The organism is Nocardioides zeae (genome assembly GCF_030818655.1).
In the GTDB taxonomy this organism is placed as follows: domain Bacteria; phylum Actinomycetota; class Actinomycetes; order Propionibacteriales; family Nocardioidaceae; genus Nocardioides; species Nocardioides zeae_A.
The window spans coordinates 314,589-339,541 of the sequence record NZ_JAUTAN010000001.1; the positions used below are offsets into that span (position 1 = coordinate 314,589).

Consider the following 24,953-nt stretch of genomic DNA (forward strand, 5'->3'; position numbering starts at 1 on the left):
CCAGGAGGCCCCATGATCACCACGCCGACCCCGCCCGCGGACGCGGCCACCGCCGTGGCCCCCGCCGACCCCGTCACCCTCGTCGCCCCCGTCGCCCCCGTGCTGGGACACGGTCTCGAGGCCCCGCTCGTGACCGGAGGCAGCGTCGCCTACGCGAACCTCGACATCGCGGCCAGCGCGCCCGTGCTGAGTGCCGTCCACGACGAGGTGGAAGCGTTCCTCCCTTGGTACGCCAGCGTCCACCGCGGCGCTGGCTACGCCTCGAAGGTCGCGACCGACGCCTACGAGCGGTCCCGCGCCACCATCGGCGCTTTCGTCGGCGCGCGTCCTGACGACGTCGTGGTGCTCACGGCGCAGACGACCGACGCTCTCAACCTCCTGGCCAGGGCGGTGCCGGGACGCGCCGTGCACCTCGACCTCGAGCACCACGCCAACCTGCTGCCGTGGCGGCGCCCGGGTGACACGGCGGTGCCGGCGCGCAGCACCCTCGCCGAGACACTGGCCGCGCTGGAGCGGGAGCTGCGCCGGGAGCCCGCGGCCCTGTTGGCCGTCACCGGTGCGTCCAACGTCACCGGCGAGATCCTGCCGATCGCCCGACTCTCCGATCTGGCCCACCGCCACGGCGCCCGGATCGCGGTGGACGCCGCGCAGCTCGCGCCTCACCGTCGGGTCGACCTCGCCTCGACGGACGTCGACTACCTGGCTCTGTCCGGCCACAAGCTCTACGCGCCCTACGGTGCGGGGGCGCTCGTCGGTCGCCGCGACTGGCTCGACGCCGCGCCTCCGAAGCTGTCGGGGGGTGGTGCCGTCCGCCGCGTGTGGGCCGACGACGTCGACTGGGGCGTGGCCCCGGCGCGCCACGAGGCGGGGTCCCCCAACGTCGTCGGTGCGCTCGCGCTCGCCGCGGCCTGCCGCGCCATCGAGGCGCTCGGAGCGGGGGTGGTGACCTCCCACGAGGAAGCGCTGACCGCGGCCCTGCGCACCGGGCTCGCCGCCGTACCGGGCGTGCGCCTCCTCGACCTCTGGCCTGGCGAGGTCGATCGCATCGGGGTCGTCAGCTTCACCGTCGACGGCGTGCCGGCCGAGCTCGTCGCGCAGGTGCTCTCGGCCGAGCACGGGATCGGGGTCCGCGACGGACGGTTCTGCGCCCACCTGCTGCTCGACCGCCTCAGTCCCGGGCGGACCGCGGTGCGGGCGAGCGTGGGGCTGGGCACGGCGGGCAGTGAGGTCGACAGGCTGGTGCGGGGCGCTGCCGCCCTCGTGCAGCACGGCCCGCAGTGGCGCTACGCCGGGGCCGACGAGGGATACGTGCCGCTCGAGGACCCCCGGGTGCTCACGCCCTGGGTCCAGCTGCGGGCGCCTGGTCCTCCATCGTGTTGACCATGAACTGGGCGGCGTGGGTGACGTACGCCCAGAACTGCGCGTCCTGCTCCTCGGTCAGCTCGACGGAGTCGAGGCCGGCACGGAAGTGCACGAGCCAGCGCTCGGCGGCCGCCGGCGTGACGGCGTACGGCGCGTGCCGCATCCGCAACCGGGGGTGTCCGCGCGTCTCGGAGTAGGTCGACGGGCCACCCCAGTACTGCACCAGGAAGAGGCGGAAGCGCTCCTCGGCCGGGCCGAGGTCCTCCTCGGGGTACATCGGGCGCAGCAGCGGGTCGGTCGCCACACCCTCGTAGAAGCGGTGCACGATCGCCCGGATGGTCGGCTCGCCGCCGATCTCGTCGTAGAAGGTGGTGGTCATCCCCACCATGGTCCCACCCGGGCCGAGCGACGCGGAGCGGCGGGTCTCAGGCGAGCGGCGAGCCGTCGAGCCCGGCGGCGTCGAGGCGCAGCTTGACGCGCTCCCGGAGCACGCGGGCGATCCGCCACTGCTCGAGGGGAGCGGTCTTCACCGTCATGCGCACGGTCAACAGGTCGTGGGTGAGCTCCTGCACGCCCCACACCTCCGGCTCCTCGATGAGCACGTCGCGGTACTCGTCGTCCTCCCACAGGTCGTGGCCGGCGTCGCGGAGCACCTCGATGAAGCGACGCACGTCGGTCGCGTAGGGCAGGGCCACGTCGACGATCGCGCGGGCCCAGTTCTGCGACTTGTTGCCGACCCGCAGGATCTCGCCGTTGCGCACGTACCAGACCGTGCCGTCGGTGTCCCGCAGGCGGGTGATCCGCAGGCCGACCGCCTCGACGGTGCCCGACACGGTGCCGACGTCGACGACGTCGCCCACGCCGATCTGGTCCTCGAAGATCATGAAGATGCCGGTCAGGAAGTCCTTGACCAGGTTCTGCGCGCCGAAGCCGAGCGCGACGCCCACGACGCCGGCGCTGGCGATGAGCGGCGCGACGTTGAAGCCCAGCTCGGCCAGCGCCATGATGATGACGATCGCGCCGATGATGGCGGAGACGATGCTCTTCAGCAGCGACCCCGTCGTGCGGGTGCGCTGGGCGCGGCGTGAGGTGGCCAGCGGGTTGTCGGCGCTGGTGCCCGCCGTGCGGTCGCCCCGGCTCAGCCGACCCATCCCCGAGGGCAGCACGCCGGTGGCGGCCCGCGCGACCATCCGGTCGATGGCCCGGTGCGCCACCCAGCGGGCGACCCCGGCGACGAGGAAGATGCCGATGAGGGCGAGCAGCGCCGACAGCACGGTGCTGGCCAGGTCGGCGACCACCTCGTTCCCGGTCATCTGGAAGGTCACGCGGCAGGCGAGCGTCTGGTCGGGCGCGCACTCGGTGACGTCGGCGATCAGGGGCGTGGTCGCGGACAACATGACTCCCAGTATCGGCGTCACGCCGACCAGCGATATCCTCGGGTCCGTGAACCAGCACCGTGAGCTCCGCCCCGCCCGACAGACCCCGCGCGGGCCCGTCCGCCGCGTCGCCGCGCTCACGCTGGCGACCGCCCTCCTCACCGTGGCCGGGGCGCTCCCGGCCCACGCCGACGTCCCCCTCGGGTGGGACCCCGACCAGCAGCCGGTCGACGGCCTCCACGTCCTGTGGATCGTGCTCGCGATCGTCGGCGGCATCCTGCTCATCGTCGCCGCGGTCTACATCCCCGCGGCCGCCCGTGGCGAGGACATCCGCCCCGGCGCCGCCCGGGCGATCGAGGCGGAGTGGTTCGGCGGCCCCCGCAAGGGTCACGACGAGCTCGCCGCCCCGGACGACGCCGAGTCGCAGGCGGGTGGCGCAAGTGGCCGCTGGTGAGCTGTTCTCCGACGACGACCGCCGGCAGATCGACACGACGATCCGCACGGCGGAGCAGCTCTCCCGGTTCGAGTTCTCGACCTACGTGGGCTCCGTCGCCGGTGACCCGCGCTCCTTCGCGACGCAGCTCCACAACACCCTCGTGGTACCGCAGAAGAGCCTGCTGATCATGGTGGACCCGCAGCAGCGGGTGCTCGAGGTCGTGACCGGCCGCAAGGTGCGCGAGCGCCTCCCCGACGCCGACGTCCTCGCGGTCGTGGCGGTCATGCAGGGCGAGTTCGCCGAGGGCGACCTCGTCGGCGGCATCGTGCGCGGCATCTCCAAGCTCGCCGAGATGTCGCGCCGCTCGCTCCCTGCGAGCTGACGCACCTCGCGCAACGTCATGCGCCCCGTGGGTCCCGACCCACGGGGCGCATGACGTCTCAGACGGCGTACGGAGCGGTCAGCCCGCGTCGCGCTCCTGGGCCGCGAGGGCCCGGGCCATGTCGGAGCGGCCCTCCGCGACGTACCGCTTGGCCGCCGGGTTGGCGCTCGAGGTCGCGAGCCACTCGTCGACCCGGGCGAGCGTCGCGTTGGAGACCAGCGGCAGCGGGAACATCCCGACGAGCACGGTCGAGGCCCGCTGGACGCCCTTGGCCTCCCAGAGCGTGTCCGCGGCGGTGAGGTAGCGCTCGAGGTAGGGCGCGAGCACCTCGGCCTGGTCGGATCGCGCGAAGGCGTAGGCCACCTGGCGCTGGGTCTCGTTGGGCACGTCGTCCCGCTCGACGGCCTCGGCCCAGGCGGCGGCCTTGGCCTCCGCGGTCGGCCGGGCCGCACGGGCCGCAGCGGCCCGCTCCTGGCCGGAGATGGTGTTGTCCCGCTCGAGCTCGGCCGCGATTGCCACCTCGTCGGCGCGTCCCGCGGCCGCCAGCGACGTCAGCAGGGCCCAGCGCAGGTCGGCGTCGACCTCGAGCCCCGGGAGGGTCGCGGTGCCGTCGAGCCAGGCGGCCACCAGGTCGAGCGACTCCGCCGAGCGCGCTGCCGCCGCGAAGGCCCGCACCAGCGCGAGCTGGGCGTCGGAGCCCGCCTCGGCGCCCTCGGCCAGCTCCCGCAGGCCCGACTCCCAGCGCCCGGCCACCTCGGCGCGGTGCTGCGGGGCGGTGTAGTAGCCGACCGCGGTGCCGGCGTACACGGGCAGGCGGCCGACGGCCGTCATGTCCGTCTCGGTCGCGAGGCCGCGGAGCACGAGCTCCACGAAGTCGGTCGCGCGCATCTCGGCGTCGCGGGTCATGTCCCACGTCGCGCCCCACAGCAGGGCGCGCACCAGGGTGTCCTCGACGCTCGCGACGTGCTCGACCGCGGTCGCCAGCGAGACGTCGTCGAGGCGGATCTTGGCGTAGGTCAGGTCGCCGTCGTTGAGCAGCACCAGCGCCGGGCGTCGGACGCCGACGAGCTCGGCGACCTCGGTGCGCTCGTCGCGGACGTCGACCTCGACGTACCCCGCCGCGGCGCCCTCGGTGCCCTCGGCGCGGCGCTGCAGGCGGCCGTCGACCACGTCGTACAGGCCGATGCCGAGGCGGTGGCGCCGGAGCGTCGGGTAGTCGGCGGCGGCCGTCTGCTCGACGACGAAGGACGTGATGACGCCGTCGGCGTCGGTCTCGACGACGGGGGTAAGCGTGTTGACCCCCGAGGTCTGCAGCCACTCGGCGGCCCACGAGGTGAGCTCGCGCCCCGACTCGCGCTCGAGCGCGGCGAGGAGGTCGGCGAAGGTCGAGTTCGCGAACGCGTGCGCCTTGAAGTAGGCCCGCAGGCCGGCGAGGAACTCGTCGATGCCCACCCAGGCGACGAGCTGCTTGAGCGTCGAGGCGCCCTTCGCGTAGGTGATGCCGTCGAAGTTGACCTCCACGGCCTCGAGGTCGTGGTTGTCGGCCGCGATGGGGTGGGTCGAGGGCAGCTGGTCCTGGCGGTAGGCCCAGTTCTTGCGCGCGTTGGTGAAGCCGGTCCAGGCGTCGGTGTACTTCGTGGCCTCGACGAGCGCCCAGTGCGAGGCCCACTCGGCGAACGACTCGTTGAGCCAGAGGTCGTCCCACCACTTCATCGTGACGAGGTCGCCGAACCACATGTGCGCCATCTCGTGGAGCACCGTGTTGGCGCGCTGCTCGTAGAACGCGTGGGTCTGGCGCGAGCGCGGGAGGTACTCGTCGCGGAAGGTCACGCAGCCCGCGTTCTCCATCGCGCCCATGTTGTACTCCGGCACGAACAGCTGGTCGTACTTGCCGAAGGGGTAGGGGAAGTCGAACTTCTCCTCGAAGAACGCGAACCCCTGCTTCGTGAGCTCGAACAGCTCGTCGGCGTCGAGGTAGGGCTGCACCGAGGCGCGGCAGAACAGGCCGAGCGGGATGTCGCCGTGGGCGCCCGCGTAGGTGTCGTGCACCGCGACGTACTCACCGGCGACGAGGGCCGTGATGTAGGTCGACATGCGGTCGGTCGCGCCGAAGGCCCAGGTCGCGCGGCCCTCGCCGGCCGGCGCGGGCTCGGGCGTGACGGCGTTGGACACCACGGTCCAGTGCTCCGGCGCCGTCACCGTGAAGGTGAAGGTGGTCTTGAGGTCGGGCTGCTCGAAGGACGCGTAGACGCGGCGCGCGTCGGGCACCTCGAACTGCGTGTAGAGGTAGACCCGGTCGTCCGCCGGGTCCACGAAGCGGTGCAGGCCCTCGCCCGTGCGGCTGTAGGGCAGCCGCGCCGTCACCGTCAGCTCGTTCTCCGCCGCGAGGTCGGCGAGCGTGATCCGGGAGTCGGCGTAGACCGCGGCGGGGTCCAGCGACGCGCCGTTGAGGGTGATCGACAGGTCCTCCGTGCCCACGAGGTCGGCGAACGTCGTCGCGCCGGGCTCGGAGCAGGCGAAGCGCAGCACGGTGGTGCTGCCGAAGTGGGTCTCGCCGACGGTGAGGTCGAGCTCCACGGTCGCCGACGTGAGGTCCAGGAGGGACGCGCGGGTGGCGGCCTCGTCACGGGTCAGGTTGGTTCCAGGCATGCCGCCGATCCTCGCACCCCGGTCCCACGGTCGTCGCGCACGACGCGGGTACGCCGCGGGCTCGCGTCGGGAATCCCCGCTTCGGTCCCGGTGTTGACTCTGGTCATGACGACCGCTCCCGTGCCCGCGACGCCCGCCCGCGCCGACTTCTGGTTCGACCCGCTCTGTCCCTTCGCCTGGATCACGTCCCGCTGGATCCTCGAGGTCGAGAAGGTCCGCGACATCGAGGTGTCGTGGAACGTGATGAGCCTGGCCTACCTCAACGCGGACAAGGACATCTCCGAGGACTACCGGAAGATGCTCGAGACGGCCTGGGGCCCGGTGCGCGTCTGCATCGCCGCCGAGCAGGCGCACGGCAAGGAGGTGCTGCTCCCGCTCTACACGGCGCTGGGCACCCGCCGCCACAACGAGAAGCAGGAGTTCACGCGCGAGGTCATCGAGGCGGCCCTCACCGAGGCCGGCCTGCCGACCGAGCTCGCCGACGCCGCGGACTCGACGGACTACGACGAGGCGCTGAAGAAGTCGCATCACGCCGGCATGGACCAGGTCGGCATGGAGGTCGGCACGCCCGTCATCTCCATCGACGGCACGGCCTTCTTCGGCCCGGTCCTCACCAAGATCCCGCGGGGCGAGGAGGCCGGCAAGCTCTGGGACGCGTCCGTCGTGCTGGCGGACTACCCGTACTTCTTCGAGCTGAAGCGGACCCGCACGGGGGATCTCGACTTCAGCTGACCCGCGGTGACCCGCACGTGGGGTCGGTCCCGGTCGCCTCGACCGGGACCGACCCCACGGGTGCGTCAGGACGCGCGGAGGGGCGCGAGGTCGTCGGCGACCCCGAGCTCGCCGAGCAGCCGCGCACGCAGGGCGGCGAACCGCGCGCCCGTGGTGTCGCGGTCCGCCCGGTCGCCGCCGAGGTCGACCGTCACCTCCGCCGTGATGCGGCCCTCGTCGAGCACCAGCACCCGGTCGGCGAGCACGATCGCCTCGTCGACGTCGTGGGTGATGAGCAGGACCGCCGGGCGGTGGCGTCGGCAGAGCTCGCGCAGCAGGTGGTGCATGTGCACCCGGGTCAGCGCGTCGAGAGCCCCGAAGGGCTCGTCGGCCAGCAGCAGCTCGGGCGTCCGCACGAGCGAGCGGGCCAGCGCCACGCGCTGCTGCTCGCCGCCGGACAGCTCACCGGGCCACGCACGGCCGCGGCCCGCCAGGCCCACCTCCCCGAGCGCCTCCTCCACCCGGGCACGCGCCGTACGTCGCGGCAGACCGGCCGCCACGTTGGCCGCGACCCGCTGCCAGGGCAGTAGCCGGGAGTCCTGGAACACCACCGACACCCGGGCCGGCACGTCGAGCTCGCCGTGGCCGCGCACGTCGCGGTCGAGGCCCGCCAGCGCGCGGAGCAGCGTGCTCTTCCCGCTGCCGCTGCGGCCCAGGAGCGCCACGAACTCGCCCGGCGCGATGTCGAGGTCGACACCGTCGAGCACGGTGCGCGACGCGTCGAACGAGCGGGTCAGCCCCCGGACCCGTACGGCGGGGGTCAGCTCTCCAGCGTGCGTCGCCACGACAGCACCCTCCTCTCGAGCAGCCGGACCGCGCCGTCGCCGAGCAGTCCTAGCACGGCGTAGACGACGAGGCCGACCACGATGACGTCGGTCTGGCCGTAGCTGGAGGCCAGGGTGATCATGTGGCCGATGCCGCTGGTCGCGTTGATCTGCTCGATGACGACCAAGGTCAGCAGGGCCGAGGTGACGGCGAACCGCAGCCCCAGCAGGAAGCCGGGCAGCGCCCCCGGCAGGACGACGCGACGCAGGAACGTCGCGCGGGTGAGGTCCAGCGTCTCGGCCAGCTCCGCGTAGCGCTGGTCGATCCCGCGCAGCCCGTTGTGCGTGTGGATGTAGACGGGGACGAGCACGCCGAGCGCGATGGTGATGACCTTCATCTCCTCGCCGATCCCGAACCAGAGGATGAGCAGGGGGATGAGCGCGAGGTTGGGGATGGAGCGCTTGACCTGCACCGGGCCGTCGACGACGGACTCGCCCAGGCGGGAGAGGCCGGCGACGACGGCGAGGACGGCGCCGACGACGACACCGATGGCCAGGCCCAGCCCGGCGCGGGTGAGCGAGACCTGCAGGCTCTCGGTCAGACGCCCCGACTCCAGCAGGCCGCGCGCCGTCTCGACGACGGTCCACGGGGCGGTCAGGACGCGCTGGTCGACGATGCCCGTCGCGGAACCGGTGGTCCAGAGGGCGAGCAGCAGGAGCGGCCCGAGCAGGATCGCGAACGGCACGCGCCGGCCGGGACCCAGGCGGCGCCGGCGCACGCGGCGGTCGACGGGTGTCGTCCCGGACCGGGGCGGGGTCGTGGCGGTGTGGACGCGGACGAGGGTGCCGCCGCTCATCGGGCTGCCTCGTCGGACGCCAGCGTCGCCGGCTCGTAGCGGTGGTCGTAGAGCCCGTCGACGTCGATCTGGTCCCGGCCCTGCGCCTCGGCGACGAGGTCGGCGGTCGCCTGGTGCTCCGTCACGAGTGTGGCCCACTCCTGCGGCACCTCGAACGTGCCGAGGGCGTCGACGACGTACGCCGCGTCCTCCGCCGTGAGGCCCTCGTGGTCGACGTAGTAGGCCTGCGCGAACTCCTCGGGGTGGTCGTTGACCCAGGCGACGGCCTGCTGCCAGACCTCGACGTACTGCGCGATGGCCGCGGCCTTGTGCGCGTCCTCGAGCACCTCGACGGGGGTGTACAGGTGCCAGAAGTCGTCGCGCACGCCGGGCGGGATGGTCCTGGCGCCGTCGGGCTCGTACTTCGCCAGGTAGGTGCGCGACTGTGCGACACCCAGGGGGGCGACGTCGACCTGCCCGCTCGCGAGCGCGTTGGAGAAGGTGTCGTCGACGCTCGTCATCTCGACCAGCTCGACGTCGTCCGGGCTCAGCCCCGCGTTCTCCAGGACGCGCAGCACGAGGGCGCCCTGCGCCTGGCCGGGGGAGTAGGCGATCCGCGTGCCGGCGAGGTCGTCGAGGCTCGTGACGTCGGCATCGGGGCTGATCCCGAGCTCGTAGGTCGGGTGCTCCAGCGGGTCGACGGTGGTGCGGGCACTGACGATGCGGACGTCCGTGCCGGTCCAGTGCGCGAAGAGGGGCGGGATGTCGGCGACTGCCCCGATGTCGAGCGCGTCCGCACGGAACGCCTCGAGCGTGCGGGGGCCGCCGGAGACGTTGGCCCACTCGACCTCGAAGTCGAGCTCGTCGATGAGGCCGGACTCCTCGAGCGCGACCTGCGTGGTGGGGTCGCCCACGCGCAGCACGACGTCGTCGGGGACGTCCTCCGGCAGGGCGGCGGTGAGCTCCAGGTGGGGCCCCGCCTCCTCGCTGCACGCGGCGAGCGGGAGGAGGGCCAGCCCGGCGACGGCCGCGAGGGCGCGCCGGCGGGGACGGGCGGTGGGGGACTTCATGGTGACCTCCGAGTCGGTGCCATTAAGTCCATGAACATAGTTGACTTAACGCGTGGACCCCGGCCCTCTCGAGGAGCGAGACGTGGGCCGGGGTCGGAGCCATCGGTGCTCCCACCCGCGCGGGGGGTCGACGTGCCGCGTCGTCTGACCCACCATGGGGCGATGGTCTCGGACAATCTCTCGGGTCCCACCCGGACCACCCGTCCCTCCCGCCGCGCCCTGGTCGCGGGCGCCGTCGTCGGCACCGGCCTCGCCGGAACCGGAGCCGCCGCGCCCGCCGTCGCCCGCGGGCCGGCCCTCACGACACCCCGCCCGGCCGCGGGTCCGGCCGCGCTGCACATGGCGGCGGCCGGTGACGGTGGGCTCCGTCGCGCGTCCGTCCGCGTCGGCCTGACGGGCCGCGGACGCCGCTCGGCCACCGTCGCGGGCGACCCCTTCTCCAGCGTGGCCCTCACCTGGAGCGCGGGGTCACCGGCCCTCTCCGTGCGGGTGCGCAGCCTCGACGGCGTCTGGCAGCCCTGGCAGGCGATCGGCCACCTCCACGACGGGCCGAGCGTCGGCACCGCGGAGTGGCGAGCGGCGCGGCGCACCTCGGCGACCGGACTCACGTGGGTCGGCGACGCCGACGCGATCGAGGTGGCCGCCGACGGCCCGGTGTCGGACCTGCGCGTCGAGATGCTCGACGCCACCCCCACCGAGCTCGCCCCGCCGGGCGTCTCGGCCCGCTCCGCCCCGATGTCGCGCGTCTACAACCGGGCCACGTGGGGAGCCGACGAGTCGCTGCGGACCGGGGACCCGACGTACCTCACCGGGTTCCAGCAGGTCCACGTGCACCACACGGCGGGGGCGAACAGCTACGCCCTCGACGACGTCCCGCGGATCCTGCGGTCGATGCTGGCGTACCACACGCAGACCCTGGGCTGGTCCGACATCGGCTACAACCTGCTCGTGGACCGCTTCGGGCGGGCCTTCGAGGGACGGGCCGGCGGCGTCAAGCGTCTCGTCCGCGGCGCGCACACCCTCGGGTTCAACCACAACTCGTGCGGCATCGCGCTGATGGGCAACTACGAGACGGCCAAGCCGCCGGGAGCCGCGGTGCAGCAGCTCGAGGCGCTGGCCGCGTACAAGTTCGACGTGCGCGGGCAGAAGGCGCTGCGGAAGCTGCACGCGGCGTCGGAGGGCAGCGACAAGTACCCCAAGGGCACCGTCGCCTACCTGTGGGCGATGGACGCGCACCGGGACACGAACGACACGGCCTGCCCGGGCAAGTACCTGTACGCCGCGATGAACGACATCCGCACGCGCACGCAGGCACGCATCGACCACTACTGAGAGGGTCGGGGCGCGGTCCGGGTGCGGTCCGGGCAGAACCTAGGATCGGCCCATGACCCACGTGCTGTCCGCCGTCGCCTGGCCCTACGCCAACGGCCCCCGCCACATCGGCCACGTGGCCGGTTTCGGCGTGCCCTCCGACGTCTTCTCGCGCTACATGCGCATGGCCGGACACGACGTGCTCATGGTCTCGGGCTCCGACGAGCACGGCACCCCCATCCTCATCGCTGCCGACGAGGCGGGCGTGACCGCGCAGGAGCTCGCCGACCGCAACCACCGCCTCATCGTCGAGGACCTCGTCGGCCTGGGCATCTCCTACGACCTCTACACCCGCACGACGACGCGCAACCACTACGCCGTCGTGCAGGAGATGTTCCGCGGGGTGCACGAGAACGGCTACTTCGTCGAGCAGACGACGTACGGCGCGATCTCGCCCTCGACGGGCCGCACGCTGCCCGACCGCTACATCGAGGGCACGTGCCCGATCTGCAAGACGCCCGGTGCCCGGGGCGACCAGTGCGACGCGTGCGGCAACCAGCTCGACCCGGCCGACCTCATCGACCCGGTGTCGCGGATCAACGGCGAGACGCCCGAGTTCGTCGAGACGCAGCACTTCTTCCTCGACCTGCCGGCGCTGGCCGAGGCGCTGGGGGAGTGGCTCGACGAGCGCGAGGCGACGGGCCTGTGGCGCCCCAACGTCATCCGCTTCTCGAAGAACATCCTTAAGGAGATCCGCCCCCGTGCCATGACGCGCGACATCGACTGGGGCATCCCGGTGCCGCTCGACGGGTGGCGCGACAACCCGACGAAGAAGCTGTACGTCTGGTTCGACGCCGTCATCGGCTACCTGTCGGCGTCCATCGAGTGGGCGCGGCGCTCGGGCGACCCCGAGGCGTGGCGGCAGTGGTGGAACGCGCCGGCCGACGGGTCCGCGCAGGACGCCTACTACTTCATGGGCAAGGACAACATCACCTTCCACAGCCAGATCTGGCCGGCGGAGATGCTGGCCTACGCGGGGAAGGGCGACAAGGGCGGGACGCCCGGCCCGTACGGCGAGCTCACGCTCCCGACCGAGGTGGTCTCGAGCGAGTTCCTGACCATGGAGGGCAAGAAGTTCTCGTCGTCGAAGAAGATCGTCATCTACGTGCGGGACCTGCTGAGCCGCTACCAGCCCGACGCGTTCCGCTACTTCGTGGCGGCGGCGGGCCCGGAGACCCAGGACAGCGACTTCACGTGGGCTGAGTTCGTGCGCCGCACCAACGACGAGCTCGTCGCCGGCTGGGGCAACCTGGTGAACCGCACCGCGACGCTCGTGGCGAAGAACTTCGGCGCGATCCCGCCGGCCGGTCCGTTCGAGGAGGCCGACGTCGCCCTGCTGGCCCGGGTCGAGGAGACGTTCGACGTCGTCGGCGACCTCATCGGGCGTCACCGCCAGAAGGCCGCGATCGCGGAGGCGATGAAGACGGTCGGCGAGGTGAACAAGTACGTCACCGACACCGCCCCGTGGACCCTCAAGGGCGACGACCAGCGCGAGCGCCTCGGCACGGTGCTGCACGTGATGGTGCAGGCCGTCGCCGACCTCAACACGGTCCTGTCGCCGTTCCTGCCGTTCTCGGCGAACGCCGTCGACGCGGTGCTGGGCGGCGCGGGCGACCTGCAGCCGATGCCCCGCGCCGAGGACGTCGCCGACCTCGACGACGACAGCCGCGGCTACCCGATCATCACGGGCGACTACACCGACGTCCGGGCCTGGGGCCGCCGGCCGGTCGAGGTGGGCACGACGATCGAGAAGCCGACGCCCGTGTTCGTGAAGCTCGACGCCGCGATCGTCGACGAGGAGCTCGCGCGGCTGGAGGGGTGAGGGGGCCGGGGGCCTCTCCCGATGTAACGCGGTGTCCGGGCAACTGTGCACGTGGTCGACCACTTCCATAGTGACCCGAACACCGCGTTACACGTCCTGGGGGAGGTCGAGCTCCACCACCCGTACGTCGCGGATCCGCGCCCGCTGGTCGCCCGGCGGACCGCTGCCGCGGAAGGCCTCGAGGTCGGCCCGGCTCGCCCAGCGCTCGGCGATCGCGACCCGGTCGGGCTCGAGCGGGTCGGCGGCGACGAGGAAGTCGAGGCAGCCCGGCGCTGCCCGGGCCCGGCGCACGACCTCGCGGCAGTCGGCGACGTAGGCGTCCCTGTCGGTCTCCGCGACCCGCAGGTGTCCGATGACCACGACCTGGTTGCTCATGCCGGGGTCGACCGCGGGGCGGCCCGGGACTCATCGGCGGCGCGATTTCGTGGGTCGGGGAAAGAAAACGCGGACCGGGCTCCGAGGTCGGGAAAGAGAACGCGGACCCGGGCGCCCGACACGCCGAGGTCCAGGCCGGACTCGTCCGCGTTTTCTTTCCCCGGCGCGCACTTTCCTGCGGGCTGGCGACCGGCCCGTCCACGGCGGGCCGGGCAGCAGCGAGCTCCACTACGCTCCCACCCGTGCTGCATCCCCAGGCCCGGGCCGCTCTCGCGGCGGCCGCCGGCGAGACCCCCGTCCACGACCCTGCCTTCGACATCGCCGACGTGCGCGAGGCGGCCCGTCTCGAGGCGCTGCGCCAGCCGCGCGAGGACGTCGCCGAGGTGCGCGACGTCGACGCGGACGGGGTGCCGTGCCGGCTCTACCGTCCCGCCGACGCCCGGCCCGGCGTGGTGGTCCACCTCCACGGCGGCGGGTTCGTCCTCAACGACGTCGACGTGCACGACGCGGCCGTGCGCACGTTCGCGAACCGGGCGGGCATCGCGGTGCTGAGCGTGGAGTACCGACGCCCGCCCGAGCACCGCTTCCCCGCAGCGCCCGACGACGTCGACACCGTCGTCGCATGGCTCGACGCGCACGCCGAGGCCGAGGGTCTCGCCGGTCCGACGGTCGTCCACGGCGACTCGGCCGGTGGCAACCTCGCGCTCGTCGCGGCGCTGCGCCACCCGGGCCGGTTCGCCGCGACGGTGCTGATCTACCCGTTCCTCGACCCCACGGCCTCCTTCGCGAGCTACGGCACCGAGAACCACGGCTTCGACCCGCGGGAGGCGGCCTGGTACTGGGAGCAGTACGCCGCCACCCCCGCCGACCTCGAGCACCCCGACCTGGCCCCGCTGCGCTCCGACCGGCTCGGCACGCTGCCGCCGACGCTCGTGGTGACGGCCGAGCACGACCCGCTCCGCGACGAGGGCGAGGAGCTCGCCGCCCGGCTCGCCGAGGAGGGCGTGACGGTGGTGGGGACGCGCTACCTCGGCCAGCTCCACGGCTTCTGGCGCCACACCGCGGCGTACGACGCGGCCGAGCCGCTCATGTGGCAGGTCGCGGGCTTCCTGCGCCAGCACGCCTGAGAGGATCCCGCCATGCGCGTTCACCTCGGTTCCGACCACGCCGGCCTCGAGCTCAAGGACCACCTCCTCAACTGGCTCGCCGACCACGGCTACGAGGCCGTCGACCACGGCCCGTTCGTCTTCGACGCCGTCGACGACTACCCCGTCTTCTGCCTCCGGGCCGCGGAGGCGGTGGCCGCCGAGCAGGCGGAGGGTGCCGACAGCCTCGGCGTCGTCATCGGCGGCTCCGGCAACGGCGAGCAGATGGCCGCCAACAAGGTCATCGGCGTCCGCGCCGCGCTCGTCTGGTCGGAGGCCACGGCGACGCTCGCCCGCGAGCACAACGACGCCAACGTCATCTCGGTCGGAGGCCGCCAGCACAGCCTCGAGGACATGACGCGCTTCGTCGAGGTCTTCCTCTCGACGCCGTTCAGCGACGAGGAGCGGCACGTTCGCCGGATCGCCCAGCTGGGCCACTACGAGGTCACCCGCGAGCTGCCCCCGCTGCCCGCCTCCGCGCTCGGCGGCGGCAGCAGCGACACCGGGGCCTGACGCCCCGTGCCCGAGGGGCACACCCTCCACCGTCTCGCCGGCGCGCTCGACGACGCGTTCCGGGGCCGGGTCGTGCGCGTGACGAGCCCGCAGGGCCGGTTCGCCACGGAGGCGGCCGCCCTCGACGGCGCCACGTTCGAGGGCGCGGAGGCGTGGGGCAAGCACCTGTTCTGCGACCTCGGTGCGGACCGCTACGTCCACGTCCACCTGGGGCTCTACGGCAAGCACGACGTCCACGCCGGCGAGGCCCCGCCGCCCGTCGGCCAGGTGCGCATGCGGCTGGTGGCGGGCGGTGACGGCCGCCCCGCGGCGTACGCCGACCTCCGCGGCGCCACCGCCTGCGAGCTGGTGACGGGGGCGGGGCGGGCGGCGGTCGTCGCGCGCCTCGGTCCCGACCCGTTGCGCGCCGACGCCGAGCCGGCGCGCGCCTGGGCGCGCATCGAGCGCAGCCGCACCCCGATCGCCGCGCTGCTCATGGACCAGAAGGTCCTGGCGGGCGGCGGCAACGTCTACCGCGCAGAGGTGCTGTTCCGGCACCGCCTCGACCCGTACCGTCCGGGCACCAGCCTCCGCCGCCGCCAGTACGACGCGGTCTGGGCCGACCTCGTCGACCTCATGCGCGAGGGCGTGCGCACGGGGCGCATCGACACCGTGCGGCCCGAGCACACGCCCGAGGCCATGGGTCGGGAGCCCCGACGTGACGACCACGGGGGCGAGGTCTACGTCTACCGCCGCACCGGCCAGCCGTGCTTCGTGTGCGGCACGGCCGTGCGCACCGCCGAGCTCGTCGCCCGCAACCTCTTCTGGTGTCCGCGATGCCAACGCGCGCACGTGTCCCGATCCGTACAGTGAGGGGGTCGAGACGAGGAGGTCGCCGTGATGGTGGTCGACGCGCCTCCGTCGAGCCTGCTCCCACCGCCGGCCCCGCGGAGGCGGACGGTGCGTGACCTGCGCCGCCAGCTCGCGGCCAACCGCGCCCTGGTGCTCCTCGTCGTCGCGACCGTGGTCGTGGGCGTCCTCGTCGCCACCGTGCCCACCCGGGTCCCGATCAACGTGCTGACGGTGCCGATGATCCTGTCGGCGCTGGTGCTCCGGCCGCGGCAGCTCGCCGGCTTCATCAGCTTCGCCATGGCCGTCCTCTTCCTCGCGGTCACGCAGCAGCCGGAGTTCACGCCCCGGCTGTGGGCCTCGGTCGCGACGTACACCGTCATCGGCCTGGTCGTGCTCGTCATCTCCCTGCGGCGGGTCCGGCTCGGCCTCGGCGGCGCGGAGGGGGAGGCGATGCTCCTCGACCTCCGCGAGCGGATCCAGGCCCAGGGCCGACTGCCCCGCCTGCCCGAGGGCTGGTCGGCGGACGCCCTCGTGCGCACGGCGGACGGCACGGCGTTCAGCGGCGACTTCTTCTGCTTCTCCCGGTCGGAGTCCCGCGGCAGCCTCGAGGCGGTGCTCGTCGACGTGTCGGGCAAGGGGGTGCGCGCGGGGACGCGCTCGCTGCAGCTGTCGAGCGCGCTGAGCGGCCTCGTGGGCGCCGTGACCCCGGACCGCCTGGTGCCGGCGACCAACGAGTTCCTCCTGCGCCAGGAGTGGACGGAGGGCTTCGCGACGGCGGTGCACGTCTCGGTCGACCTCGCGACGGGCGCGACGACCGTGCACACCGCGGGCCACCCGCCGGCGCTCGTGGTGCGCAGCTGCGGCGAGGTGCAGCGCGTCGACCTCTCGGGCCCGCTCCTCGGGGTGGTGCCCGACGCGGCGTACCCGCCGGCGACCTTCGAGCTGCAGCCCGGCGACGCGGTCGTCGTCTACACCGACGGCGTGGTGGAGGACGCGGGCACGGACCTGGACGACGGCATCAGCCGCCTCAGCAGCCTGCTGCTCGCGCACCGGGGAGACGGCACGGAGGGCCTCGCGCAGCGGGTGCTGGACGACCTCGGGCCGATCGCTGACGACTGCGCCCTCTTCGTGCTGCGGCGCTCGCCGACGGCGTGAGCCCCCGCCGGGGCTGGGTTGGGGGCCTCCGGGCGCCATGTGGCACGATGACGTTCGCGTGTGTGCGTCCGGGGTCTCCGGGCGCGCTGTCGCGCACGCGGATGTAGCTCAATGGTAGAGCCTCAGTCTTCCAAACTGATTACGCGGGTTCGATTCCCGTCATCCGCTCCAAGTGTGGTCGACGTGGACCCGTTCGTGCAGGTCAGCGCCTGTGCGGTGGACCTTCGCCGGCCCTCTTGGCGGGGCGTAGCGTAGTGGCTAGCGCGCCTGCTTTGGGAGCAGGAGATCGCAGGTTCGAGTCCTGTCGCCCCGACCGCAACCGAGCTGCACCGCTGAAGTCCGACCACGAGGAGAACCACCTGTGAAGAGCGCCGTCGAGTCCTTGAGCCCCACCCGGGCCAAGCTCACCGTTGAGGTGCCCTTCGACGAGCTCAAGCCGAGCCTCGACAAGGCGTACAAGACCATCGCCCAGCAGATCAACGTCCCCGGCTTCCGCCGCGGCAAGGTCCCGCCGGCCGTCATCGACCGTCAGGTCGGCCGCGGCGCGGTCCTCGACCAGGCGATCAACGAGGCGCTGCCGAAGGTGTACGTCGAGGCCCTGCGCGAGAACTCGCTCGAGCCCCTGGCCCAGCCCGAGATCGAGGTGACGCGGCTCGAGGACAAGGAGCTGCTCGAGTTCACCGCCGAGGTCGACGTCAAGCCCGAGATCGAGCTGCCGGAGTACGACGGCCTCGAGGCCACGGTCGAGGACCTGACGGTCACCGACGAGGACGTCGAGGACCAGCTCAACAACCTCCGCGAGCGCTTCGGCACCCTCGCCGACGTCGAGCGCCCCGCCGCCGACGGCGACTTCGTCTCCATCGACCTCGTGGCCACCAAGGACGGCGAGGTCGTCCCCGGTGCCGAGGTCGCGGGCATGTCCTACCAGGTCGGTCGCGGCGGCATGCTCGACGGCCTCGACGAGGCCCTCACCGGCCTCTCCGCCGGTGAGTCGGCCGAGTTCACCTCGCAGCTCGTCGGTGGCGACCTCGTCGGCGAGGACGTCGCCGTCAAGGTCACCGTCAACGGCGTGCAGGAGCAGGAGCTCCCCGAGCTCGACGACGACTTCGCGCAGACCGCGTCGGAGTTCGACACCGTCGAGGAGCTGCGGGAGGACGTGCGCACGCGCCTCACCCGTGGCAAGCGCCTCGAGCAGGCGACCGAGGCCCGCGACGCGGTGCTCGAGGCGCTGCTCGAGAAGGTCTCCGTGCCGCTGCCCGAGACGATGGTCACCGACGAGCTCAACGCCCGTCGCGAGGGCGTCGAGCAGCAGCTCGCGATGGCCGGCATCACGATGGACAAGTACCTCGAGGACGAGGGCCAGACCATCGAGGAGTTCGAGGCGGACCTCGAGCGCCGGGTGCGTGACGCCGTCGCCGCGCAGTTCCTCCTCGACGAGATCGCCAAGCGCGAGGAGCTGGGCGTCGAGCAGAACGACCTGAGCCAGCACATCGTGCGTCGCGCCCAGCAGTCCGGTCAGGACCCGCAGGAGTTCGCGAACCACATGTTCGAGCACAACCACATCCCCGAGCTCGTGCAGGAGATCCTGCGCGGCAAGGCGCTGGCGACGCTCGTCGAGTCGGCCGTCGTGACCGACGCGTCCGGCAACCACGTCGAGCTCAAGAACCTGCGCCCTGACGGCTCCATCGGCGAGCCCGAGGCGGAGTCGGCGGACGAGTCGGCGGTCGAGTCGGTCGAGTCGGCGGACGAGTCGGTCGAGTCGGCGGACCCGGCCGAGGCCGAGCAGGCCGACGAGTCCAAGTGAGCTCTCACTCCGGGATGAGCTGACGTCCGGCGGGGGACACGGATGACGCGCGAGCGGGCGGGCGACAGCACCGATGGTGCCTGGCGCCCGCCCGCTGCTGCGTCCGAGCCGGCCGCGCCGCGTCGGGAGCCGGAGGACGTCCCGGGATACGTCGAGCTGACCGAGGTCGGCCGCGGCGGTGACTCGGTGGTCTACCGGGCGCGACAGGTCAGTCCGCACCGGGTCGTCGCCATCAAGGTGCTCGGCACCGACGACGACGGTCGCGTCGCCCGCTTCCGGCGCGAGGTCGACATCACGATCGAGCTGGGTCGCCAGCACCCCCACATCGTCAACCTCCTCGACGTCGGCACCACGGGAGCGGGGCGGCCCTTCCTGGTGATGGACTTCGTCGAGGCCGGCACCGTGCACGACCGGCTGCGCCAGCAGGGTCCGCTGCCCGTGCACGAGATCCTCGAGATCGGCTACGTCCTCGCCGACGCCCTCGCCTTCGCCCACGAGCGCGGGGTGCTGCACCGCGACGTGAAACCCCAGAACGTGCTCGTCCTCCCCACCACCTGGGTGCTCGCCGACTTCGGCATCGCCCGCCTCGCCGGGTCCGAGCACACCGCCTCCGTCGAGACGTTCACCTACCGCCACGCGGCGCCCCAGGTGCTCGACGGCGAGAAGCCGTCCCAGGCCGACGACCTCTGGTCCCTCGGCTCCACCCTCTTCACCCTCCTCGACGGCCGCCCGCCGTTCGCCAGCGACGACCCCGACGAGGACTCGGCCCTCGCCTACATCCGCCGGGCGCGGACGGAGCCCCACCGGCAGCTGTCCGCCGAGGGCGCCGAGCGCGTCGCCGAGGTCATCGACCGCTGCCTGCAGAAGGACCCCGCGCAGCGCTGGCCCGACGCGGCCTCGCTGCGCGACGCCTTCGCGGCGCTCCGCACGAGCGCCTGGCTGCCCGGCGGCGGCCAGACCGCCCCCGCGTCGCCGTCGCCCACGCCCACGTCCGCGGGAGCACCGTCGACGGCGAGCGGCGAGGGCACGGCCCCCCGTCCGGTGTCGCCCGCACCCGCGATCGCCCCGGTCCCCGTCGACGAGCCGGCGCCGCAGGAGCAGCCGGTGCCGCGCGAGCAACCTGTACCCGCCGCTGCCCCCGCCCGCGAGGACGCGTGGGCGCCCGGGGCCGACCCGGAGCCGCTCGCCCTGTCGGTGCTCGCCCACGCGCCGGTCCAGCACGAGCCGGACGCCGCCCCGACCGGCACGGGCGGTCTCGTGGCGGGCCGCCCCACCGGTGGCGCCGACGCGGCGGGCCCGCCCCGTGACACCGCGCCGCCGGCGGGCACGGTCCCCGCGGCCGAGCCGACGCCCGACCCGGCGTCCGACCCGGCGCGCCGGCGCCGCCGCAACCTGCTGGTCCTGCTCGCCGTGGTCGCGCTCCTCGTGGGGATGGGGCTGACCATCGTCGGCTCCGCGCTGCGGGGCGACGACGAGCCCCGGGAGGCGTCGCCGGCCGACACGACCCCGACGGCCGGCGGTGGCGTGCCCACGGCGACCGAGACGCCCGCCGAGCCCGACCTCGAGCCGCGGCCCAACCCCGACCTCGCCGTGCTCTTCACCGACATCGACGCCGTCGGCCTCGACATCGAGATGGCGTGGACCGACCCCAGCGAGGGCGAGGCGGAGTTCTACGTCGCGCAGACCTCCGGCCCCGAGGGCACGGTCGTCGACTACCAGGCGGTGCTGCCGCCCGGCACCCGCCAGTACGTGCTGCCCGGCGCGCTCGCCGCCGGCGGTCGGCAGTGCTACGCGATCCTCCTGCGCATGCCGACGGGCGAGTTCGGGGTCTCCGACGTCCGCTGCATCACCGCGCCTGCCGCCGACGAGTGACCACCGCCGACGGGTGACCGCCGGCGCTCAGCGCCGGAAGACCCGGGGGTCGAGCGCCCACGCCGGTCGTCGCCACCAGGGCAGCGAGCGGCGCAACCCGCGGCGTACGGCGCGGAGCGCGGCCCGCTGGGCCCCGTCGAGCCCGCCGGCCCCGGTGTCGTCGTCGGGGGCGAAGGCGGAGCGGTCCGCCGCCCGGGCGAGCGTGGTGGCCTCGGGCACGCCGTAGGCCATCGCCACCCGGTCGCCCACGCTGGGCGCGGGCTCGGAGGCCCGGGCGGGGGCGCCGGCGAGCACCAGCCCGTCGAGCACCTCCGCCCAGGCACCGCGGGGGCCGCGGCGTCGGTGGGCCCACGAGCGGACGGACCGGGCGAGGAGCAGGGCGAGCGGGACCCCGACCAGGAGGGTGCCGCCCGCGGCGTACCAGAAGGTCGCCGGCAGGCCGGAGCCCTCGTCGGGTCCGGGTCGCTCGTCGTCGAGGGGGCGGGCGTCCGGGTCGGTCGGCGGGGTGACGGGCTCCTCGCTGGCCGGGGTCTCCTCGGGCGGCGCCGTGGGCCGCTCGCCGACGAGGCCGGGCTCCGGCGTCGGGTCGAAGGGCACCCAGCCCAGGTCGGTGAAGTAGACCTCCGGCCACGCGAGGGCGTGCTCGCCGCGGACGACGCGCGTGCCGTCACCCTGCTCGTCGCCCGGGCGGAAGCCCACCACGATCCGCGTGGGCAGGCCGGTGTGGCGCGCCAGCAGGGCGAAGGCGGTCGCGAACTGCTCGGAGGTGCCCTCCTGGGCGCCGGAGGTGCCGGGCGTGCCGAGCAGGAAGTCCTGGATCCGCCACAGGGCCGAGCCGGAGATGGCGCGCTCGCTGAGCGTGCGCTGCCCGCGGACGGCGTCCTCGATCGCGAGGGCCCGCTGGTAGGGCTTCGTCGTGCCCCGGGCGACCTCCTGGGCGTAGACCCCGAGCTCGTACGGCAGGTCGGGGGTCTGGAGGTAGCGGTCGAGCGGGAGGTCCGCGCTGTCCGGGGAGTCGGGGGACGGCACCCCCGCCTCGGGCAGCGTCGCGGGGTCGGGGGCGTCGACCTGCGCGGTGACCTCGTACTCGACCCCGTCGGTCCCCTCGGGACGCAGCAGGGTGCCGGTGCGCGGGTCGACCAGGGCGTCGGTGCCCGAGACGCCGGTCGGGTCGCCGGGGGAGGGCAGCCAGCTGCCGCCGAGGTCGCCGACGCGGACGGCGGTCGTGAACCGGGCCCGCTGGTCGCCGACCGGCAGGACGTCGGTCGCCTCGATGCCCAGGGGGCCGTACTCCGTCGCCGCCCGCCACTGCGCCCCGTCGTAGTCGTCGAGCACCACGAGCCGCAGCGGCGCCACGTCGCCGGAGGTGGTGAACAGCTCGACGTCGGGGTTCGCCGACCACGCGGCGAGCTGGGGCAGCGGGCTCGATGCCTGCGTCTGCAGCATCGGGGGGTCCACGACGGAGCGCGGGTCGAACGGCTCCTGCGTGGGCACGAGGCTCGCGGAGGCCACCACACCGATCGCGACCACGAGCAGCGGCCCGGCGACGACGGCCCGTCGCTTCCGGGGTTCGCCGGTCTCGTCGAGGAGCACCCAGCCGAGCACCGCGAGCACGAGCACGAGCGCTGCGAGGAGGCCGATGCGGTCGCCCTCCCCGCGCGTCAGCAGGGCTCCCGCCGCGTAGAGCACGACCGCGCCCACCACCGGTGCCACCCGGGTCGGGCGGTGGCTGCGGAGCGCGACCAGGAGCCCCACGATGCCGCTGAGCAGCACCGGCACGACGAGCAGGTCGGCGCGGAACGCCAACGGCTGGGGCTCGGTGAGGAGCCGGGGCACGGCGTCCCCGACGGTGCCGACGAGCGTCGTGCCCGCCCCCGACGCCAGCACGTACCCCACCAGGACGAGCAACCCCGACAGCACCGACGCGGCCAGCCACCGCGGCACCCCGAGAAGCAGCACGAGGGTGAGGAGCACGAAGGGGAGCACCACGGCGCCCACGACGACGAGCGGCATGCGCCACCCGCCCCACGCCGTCGCCAACGACAGCGCCCCGGCGGCCGGGAGGCTGGCGGCCCACACGAGGGCCGCGGCCGCGGTACGGCGCGGCGGCGCCGGCAGCGGCTCCCCGGGCACCGTCGGCCCGGTGGCGGTCGTGCGTGGCGGTGCCGTCGTCGTCGTGCTCACCCGGCCAACGCCTGGTCCCACTGCGCGGCCAGCCCCAGCGAGGAGCCGCCGCGGAGCACCAGCAGGTCGCCCTGCTGGCCCGACGCGACGAGGGGGCGGGGGTCGAGCGAGAGCACGACCCGGCGGGCGGCACCGCCCAGCAGCGGCGCCAGCTCGCGCTCCTCCGTGCCGGCGCCGGAGACCGCGACGACCACGTCGCTCCCACCGAGCCCGTGGACGCCGGGGGACCCGGGAGCCCCGGGAACCCCGCCGTGCTCGCCGACGGTGCCGATCTCGGCGAGGAGCAGCTCGATCTCGTCCCCACCCGGGTGGGGCAGCCCGGACGGCGACGCCGGTACGTCGACGGCGTGGCGCCCGCTCACCACGCGGAAGCGCAACGGGTGGCCGCCCGCCACGGCCACGCGGCAGAGCGCGGCCGCGAGCTCGACGGCGTCCTCGAACGGCTCGTCGGTGCCGCGCTGCACGTAGCTCGCGGCGCGGTCGTCGAGGAGCACGCCGACGTGCGGCTCGGCCGGGTCGGCGTCCTCGCGGACCATCAGCGTGCCCCAGCGGGCGCTCGTCGCCCAGTGCAGGCGGCGCAGGTCGTCGCCGGGCGTGTACTCGTGGAGGCCGACGAGGTCGGTGCCCCCGACGTCGACGGAGTCGGTCGACCCGGCCGCGGCACGTCGCACGCCGCGCGCCATGTCGTGGAGGGGGATCCGCCGCGGCAGCACGCGCACGGTCTCGACGTCGCCGTGCTCGACGGCGTGGGTCGCGAGCCCGAGCAGCCCGTGCCGGCGCAGCACGAGGGGTCCGACGGTCACGAGGCCGCGCCGTACGGTCGGGACGTCGTGCTCGAGCTCCACCTCCTCGGCCTGCGGGACGTCGGGCAGCCGCACGGGGTGAAGGGTGCCGTCGACGAGGTCGGCGGCCTCGAGCCGGGCCAGGCCGCGCCGCCGGTGGCCGGCGAAGCGCAGCGTCGCCCGGCAGCGGTCGTGGCGCACCACGACGGCGGGCTCGACCCGGCGCTGCAGGGCGACGCGGGCGGGCTGCAGCACGGCGACGAGCTCGACGACCACGAGGGCGAGCAGGCAGGCCCCGAGCCCGGCGGCCACCGGGTAGCGGGCGAGCAGCCCGAGCACGAGGAGCGCGACACCGAGCGCGGCGACGCCGCGGCCGCGGGGCGTGGTGGCCCGCCAGGCGACGAGCGCCCGGGACGGCCCGTGAGCCCGAGTGGTGGCCACCGGCTCAGGACTGGTCGGGCTGCGGCGGGTGCACCGTGTCGAGCACCTCGTGCACCACGTCGACCGGACGATGGCCCGCCAGCAGCGCGTCGCGGGTGAGGACGGTGCGGTGGGCCAGGACGGGCTCGGCCAGCCGCTGGACGTCGTGGGGCACCACGTAGTGGCGGCCCTGCGACGCGGCGTACACCTGCAGGCAGCGCACGAGCGCCTTCAGCCCCCGGGTCGAGGCGCCCAGGCGCACCCGCGGGTCGGTGCGGATCGCCACCCCGATCTCGCGCACGTAGCGCAGCAGGGGATCGGCCACGTGGAGCATCGTCAGCCGCTGGGCGGCGGCCGCCACGACGCCGGGCGTCGAGACCACGGGCACGTCGTCGACCCGGCCGGCGTGGCTGCCCGGCCGGAGCACGTCCAGCTCGTGCTCGGCGTCGGGGTAGCCCAGCGCGGTGCGCACGAGGAACCGGTCGAGCTGGGCCTCGGGGAGGCGGTAGGTGCCGTCGAGGTCCACGGGGTTCTGGGTGGCGATGACGACGAACGGGTCCGGTACGGCGCGGGTCGACCCGTCGACGGTGACCGTGCGCTCCTCCATGACCTCCAGCAGGGCGGACTGGGTCTTCGCCGCCGCCCGGTTGATCTCGTCGGCCAGCACGACGTGCGCGAACACCGGGCCGGGGCGGAAGCGCACCTCGCCGCTGCGCGGGTCGAAGACGGTCGTGCCCGTGACGTCGCTCGGCAGGAGGTCGGGCGTGAACTGGACCCGGCGCATCTCGCCGCCGAGGGCGCGGGCGACCGCCCGCGCGAGGGTGGTCTTGCCGGTGCCCGGCACGTCCTCGAGCAGCACGTGGCCCCCGGCGATCGCCGCGACGAGCACGAGGTCGACCGTCGCCCGCTTGCCGTGCACGGCCACCTCGACGGCGTCGCCGAGCCGCTGGTGGAGCCGACGGAACTCGGCGACGTCCGTCTCGGTGACGGGGCCGGAGGCGCGGGGGCTGTCGGCGATGGCGGTCACGTGGGT

General features: G+C 74.0%; 22 protein-coding genes and 2 tRNA genes. 14 read left to right on the plus strand and 10 right to left on the minus strand.

The window, feature by feature from the left end; genetic code table 11:
* Positions 1–12 precede the first annotated feature (12 nt).
* A complete protein-coding gene (locus tag QE405_RS01460) occupies positions 13–1,380 on the plus strand; it encodes an aminotransferase class V-fold PLP-dependent enzyme (protein ID WP_307198454.1) in 1,368 nt (455 codons plus the stop codon).
* Here the strand turns inward: QE405_RS01460 and QE405_RS01465 are convergent.
* Together QE405_RS01465 and QE405_RS01470 are read right to left on the minus strand one after the other, a co-directional pair.
* On the minus strand, positions 1,334–1,741 hold the full coding sequence (locus QE405_RS01465) for a globin (RefSeq protein WP_307198455.1): 408 nt from the start codon (positions 1,739–1,741) through the stop codon (positions 1,334–1,336). The genes QE405_RS01460 and QE405_RS01465 overlap by 47 nt on opposite strands.
* 46 nt (positions 1,742–1,787) lie before the next feature.
* Positions 1,788–2,759, minus strand: a complete 972-nt coding sequence (locus tag QE405_RS01470; protein WP_307198456.1) for a mechanosensitive ion channel family protein — start codon at positions 2,757–2,759, stop codon at positions 1,788–1,790.
* A gap of 46 nt (positions 2,760–2,805) precedes the next feature.
* On the opposite strand from QE405_RS01470, the gene QE405_RS01475 reads away from it, so the two are divergent.
* Positions 2,806–3,192, plus strand: coding sequence for a hypothetical protein (locus QE405_RS01475; RefSeq protein WP_307198457.1), 387 nt, complete (start codon positions 2,806–2,808; stop codon positions 3,190–3,192).
* Positions 3,179–3,556: a DUF5130 family protein gene (locus QE405_RS01480; RefSeq protein ID WP_307198458.1), complete on the plus strand. Its 378-nt coding sequence runs from the start codon at positions 3,179–3,181 to the stop codon at positions 3,554–3,556. The genes QE405_RS01475 and QE405_RS01480 overlap by 14 nt, the downstream gene beginning before the upstream one ends.
* A gap of 78 nt (positions 3,557–3,634) precedes the next feature.
* Here QE405_RS01480 and pepN read toward each other — a convergent pair whose 3' ends face one another.
* The gene (gene pepN / locus QE405_RS01485) at positions 3,635–6,205 is read right to left on the minus strand and encodes an aminopeptidase N (protein WP_307198459.1); all 2,571 of its coding nucleotides are present in this window, start codon (positions 6,203–6,205) and stop codon (positions 3,635–3,637) included.
* 105 nt (positions 6,206–6,310) lie between these two features.
* Between pepN and QE405_RS01490 the strand changes: the two genes are divergently transcribed.
* Positions 6,311–6,937 (plus strand): mycothiol-dependent nitroreductase Rv2466c family protein, encoded by a 627-nt coding sequence (locus tag QE405_RS01490; RefSeq protein WP_307198460.1) that lies wholly within the window; start codon positions 6,311–6,313, stop codon positions 6,935–6,937.
* A gap of 65 nt (positions 6,938–7,002) precedes the next feature.
* Here the strand turns inward: QE405_RS01490 and QE405_RS01495 are convergent, their stop codons facing one another.
* Genes QE405_RS01495 through QE405_RS01505 form a run of 3 tightly spaced genes read right to left on the minus strand, consistent with a single transcriptional unit; the run spans position 7,003 to position 9,646 of the window.
* Positions 7,003–7,761 carry an ABC transporter ATP-binding protein gene (locus QE405_RS01495; protein WP_307198461.1) on the minus strand — a complete coding sequence of 253 codons (759 nt, stop codon included), beginning with the start codon at positions 7,759–7,761 and terminating at the stop codon, positions 7,003–7,005.
* A complete protein-coding gene (locus QE405_RS01500) occupies positions 7,737–8,597 on the minus strand; it encodes an ABC transporter permease (RefSeq protein ID WP_307198462.1) in 861 nt (286 codons plus the stop codon). The genes QE405_RS01495 and QE405_RS01500 overlap by 25 nt, the downstream gene beginning before the upstream one ends.
* The gene (locus tag QE405_RS01505) at positions 8,594–9,646 is read right to left on the minus strand and encodes an ABC transporter substrate-binding protein (RefSeq protein ID WP_307198463.1); all 1,053 of its coding nucleotides are present in this window, start codon (positions 9,644–9,646) and stop codon (positions 8,594–8,596) included. The genes QE405_RS01500 and QE405_RS01505 overlap by 4 nt, the downstream gene beginning before the upstream one ends.
* A gap of 162 nt (positions 9,647–9,808) precedes the next feature.
* Between QE405_RS01505 and QE405_RS01510 the strand changes: the two genes are divergently transcribed.
* Together QE405_RS01510 and metG are read left to right on the plus strand one after the other, a co-directional pair.
* Entirely contained in the window at positions 9,809–10,978 is a 1,170-nt protein-coding gene (locus tag QE405_RS01510; RefSeq protein ID WP_307198464.1) for an N-acetylmuramoyl-L-alanine amidase, read from the plus strand.
* A gap of 52 nt (positions 10,979–11,030) precedes the next feature.
* The gene (gene metG / locus QE405_RS01515) at positions 11,031–12,839 is read left to right on the plus strand and encodes a methionine--tRNA ligase (protein ID WP_307198465.1); all 1,809 of its coding nucleotides are present in this window, start codon (positions 11,031–11,033) and stop codon (positions 12,837–12,839) included.
* A gap of 87 nt (positions 12,840–12,926) precedes the next feature.
* Here the strand turns inward: metG and QE405_RS01520 are convergent, their stop codons facing one another.
* Entirely contained in the window at positions 12,927–13,214 is a 288-nt protein-coding gene (locus QE405_RS01520) for a putative quinol monooxygenase (RefSeq protein ID WP_307198466.1), read from the minus strand.
* 242 nt (positions 13,215–13,456) lie between these two features.
* Here QE405_RS01520 and QE405_RS01525 point away from each other — a divergent pair, with 242 nt between their 5' ends.
* The 8 genes from QE405_RS01525 (at position 13,457) to QE405_RS01560 (ending at position 20,534) form a co-directional block, all read left to right on the plus strand.
* Positions 13,457–14,341, plus strand: coding sequence for an alpha/beta hydrolase (locus QE405_RS01525; protein ID WP_307198467.1), 885 nt, complete (start codon positions 13,457–13,459; stop codon positions 14,339–14,341).
* Positions 14,342–14,353: 12 nt separating this feature from the next.
* Positions 14,354–14,872, plus strand: a complete 519-nt coding sequence (locus QE405_RS01530; protein WP_307198468.1) for a ribose-5-phosphate isomerase — start codon at positions 14,354–14,356, stop codon at positions 14,870–14,872.
* Between the two features lie 6 nt (positions 14,873–14,878).
* On the plus strand, positions 14,879–15,724 hold the full coding sequence (locus QE405_RS01535; protein ID WP_307198469.1) for an Fpg/Nei family DNA glycosylase: 846 nt from the start codon (positions 14,879–14,881) through the stop codon (positions 15,722–15,724).
* Between the two features lie 87 nt (positions 15,725–15,811).
* On the plus strand, positions 15,812–16,858 hold the full coding sequence (locus tag QE405_RS01540; protein WP_307198470.1) for a PP2C family protein-serine/threonine phosphatase: 1,047 nt from the start codon (positions 15,812–15,814) through the stop codon (positions 16,856–16,858).
* 97 nt (positions 16,859–16,955) lie between these two features.
* Positions 16,956–17,029, plus strand: a tRNA-Gly gene (locus QE405_RS01545).
* 69 nt (positions 17,030–17,098) lie between these two features.
* Positions 17,099–17,171: transfer RNA gene (locus QE405_RS01550), tRNA-Pro, on the plus strand.
* A 48-nt stretch (positions 17,172–17,219) separates the two neighbouring features.
* Positions 17,220–18,662 (plus strand): trigger factor, encoded by a 1,443-nt coding sequence (tig, locus tag QE405_RS01555; protein WP_307198471.1) that lies wholly within the window; start codon positions 17,220–17,222, stop codon positions 18,660–18,662.
* Positions 18,663–18,704: 42 nt separating this feature from the next.
* Positions 18,705–20,534, plus strand: coding sequence for a serine/threonine-protein kinase (locus QE405_RS01560; protein WP_307198473.1), 1,830 nt, complete (start codon positions 18,705–18,707; stop codon positions 20,532–20,534).
* Between the two features lie 27 nt (positions 20,535–20,561).
* On the opposite strand, the gene QE405_RS01565 is transcribed toward QE405_RS01560, so the two are convergent.
* From QE405_RS01565 to QE405_RS01575, 3 genes are read right to left on the minus strand one after another with little or no spacing between them, the layout of a single operon-like run.
* Positions 20,562–22,718 (minus strand): DUF3488 and transglutaminase-like domain-containing protein, encoded by a 2,157-nt coding sequence (locus QE405_RS01565; protein WP_307198474.1) that lies wholly within the window; start codon positions 22,716–22,718, stop codon positions 20,562–20,564.
* The gene (locus QE405_RS01570) at positions 22,715–23,941 is read right to left on the minus strand and encodes a DUF58 domain-containing protein (RefSeq protein WP_307198475.1); all 1,227 of its coding nucleotides are present in this window, start codon (positions 23,939–23,941) and stop codon (positions 22,715–22,717) included. Before QE405_RS01570 ends, QE405_RS01565 begins: the two co-directional genes overlap by 4 nt.
* Positions 23,942–23,945: 4 nt before the next feature.
* Positions 23,946–24,947 carry an AAA family ATPase gene (locus tag QE405_RS01575; protein WP_307198476.1) on the minus strand — a complete coding sequence of 334 codons (1,002 nt, stop codon included), beginning with the start codon at positions 24,945–24,947 and terminating at the stop codon, positions 23,946–23,948.
* Positions 24,948–24,953 lie beyond the last annotated feature (6 nt).

Bases quoted from the DNA above. Each gene is read 5' to 3' on its own strand.
- metG (WP_307198465.1), top strand. From the start codon at position 11,031: ATGACCCACGTGCTGTCCGCCGTCGCCTGGCCCTACGCCAACGGCCCC.
- QE405_RS01465 (WP_307198455.1), bottom strand. From the start codon at position 1,741: ATGACCACCACCTTCTACGACGAGATCGGCGGCGAGCCGACCATCCGG.
- QE405_RS01460 (WP_307198454.1), top strand. From the start codon at position 13: ATGATCACCACGCCGACCCCGCCCGCGGACGCGGCCACCGCCGTGGCC.
- QE405_RS01530 (WP_307198468.1), top strand. From the start codon at position 14,354: ATGCGCGTTCACCTCGGTTCCGACCACGCCGGCCTCGAGCTCAAGGAC.
- pepN (WP_307198459.1), bottom strand. From the start codon at position 6,205: ATGCCTGGAACCAACCTGACCCGTGACGAGGCCGCCACCCGCGCGTCC.
- QE405_RS01500 (WP_307198462.1), bottom strand. From the start codon at position 8,597: ATGAGCGGCGGCACCCTCGTCCGCGTCCACACCGCCACGACCCCGCCC.
- QE405_RS01470 (WP_307198456.1), bottom strand. From the start codon at position 2,759: ATGTTGTCCGCGACCACGCCCCTGATCGCCGACGTCACCGAGTGCGCG.
- QE405_RS01520 (WP_307198466.1), bottom strand. From the start codon at position 13,214: ATGAGCAACCAGGTCGTGGTCATCGGACACCTGCGGGTCGCGGAGACC.
- QE405_RS01510 (WP_307198464.1), top strand. From the start codon at position 9,809: ATGGTCTCGGACAATCTCTCGGGTCCCACCCGGACCACCCGTCCCTCC.
- QE405_RS01505 (WP_307198463.1), bottom strand. From the start codon at position 9,646: ATGAAGTCCCCCACCGCCCGTCCCCGCCGGCGCGCCCTCGCGGCCGTC.
- QE405_RS01490 (WP_307198460.1), top strand. From the start codon at position 6,311: ATGACGACCGCTCCCGTGCCCGCGACGCCCGCCCGCGCCGACTTCTGG.
- QE405_RS01560 (WP_307198473.1), top strand. From the start codon at position 18,705: ATGACGCGCGAGCGGGCGGGCGACAGCACCGATGGTGCCTGGCGCCCG.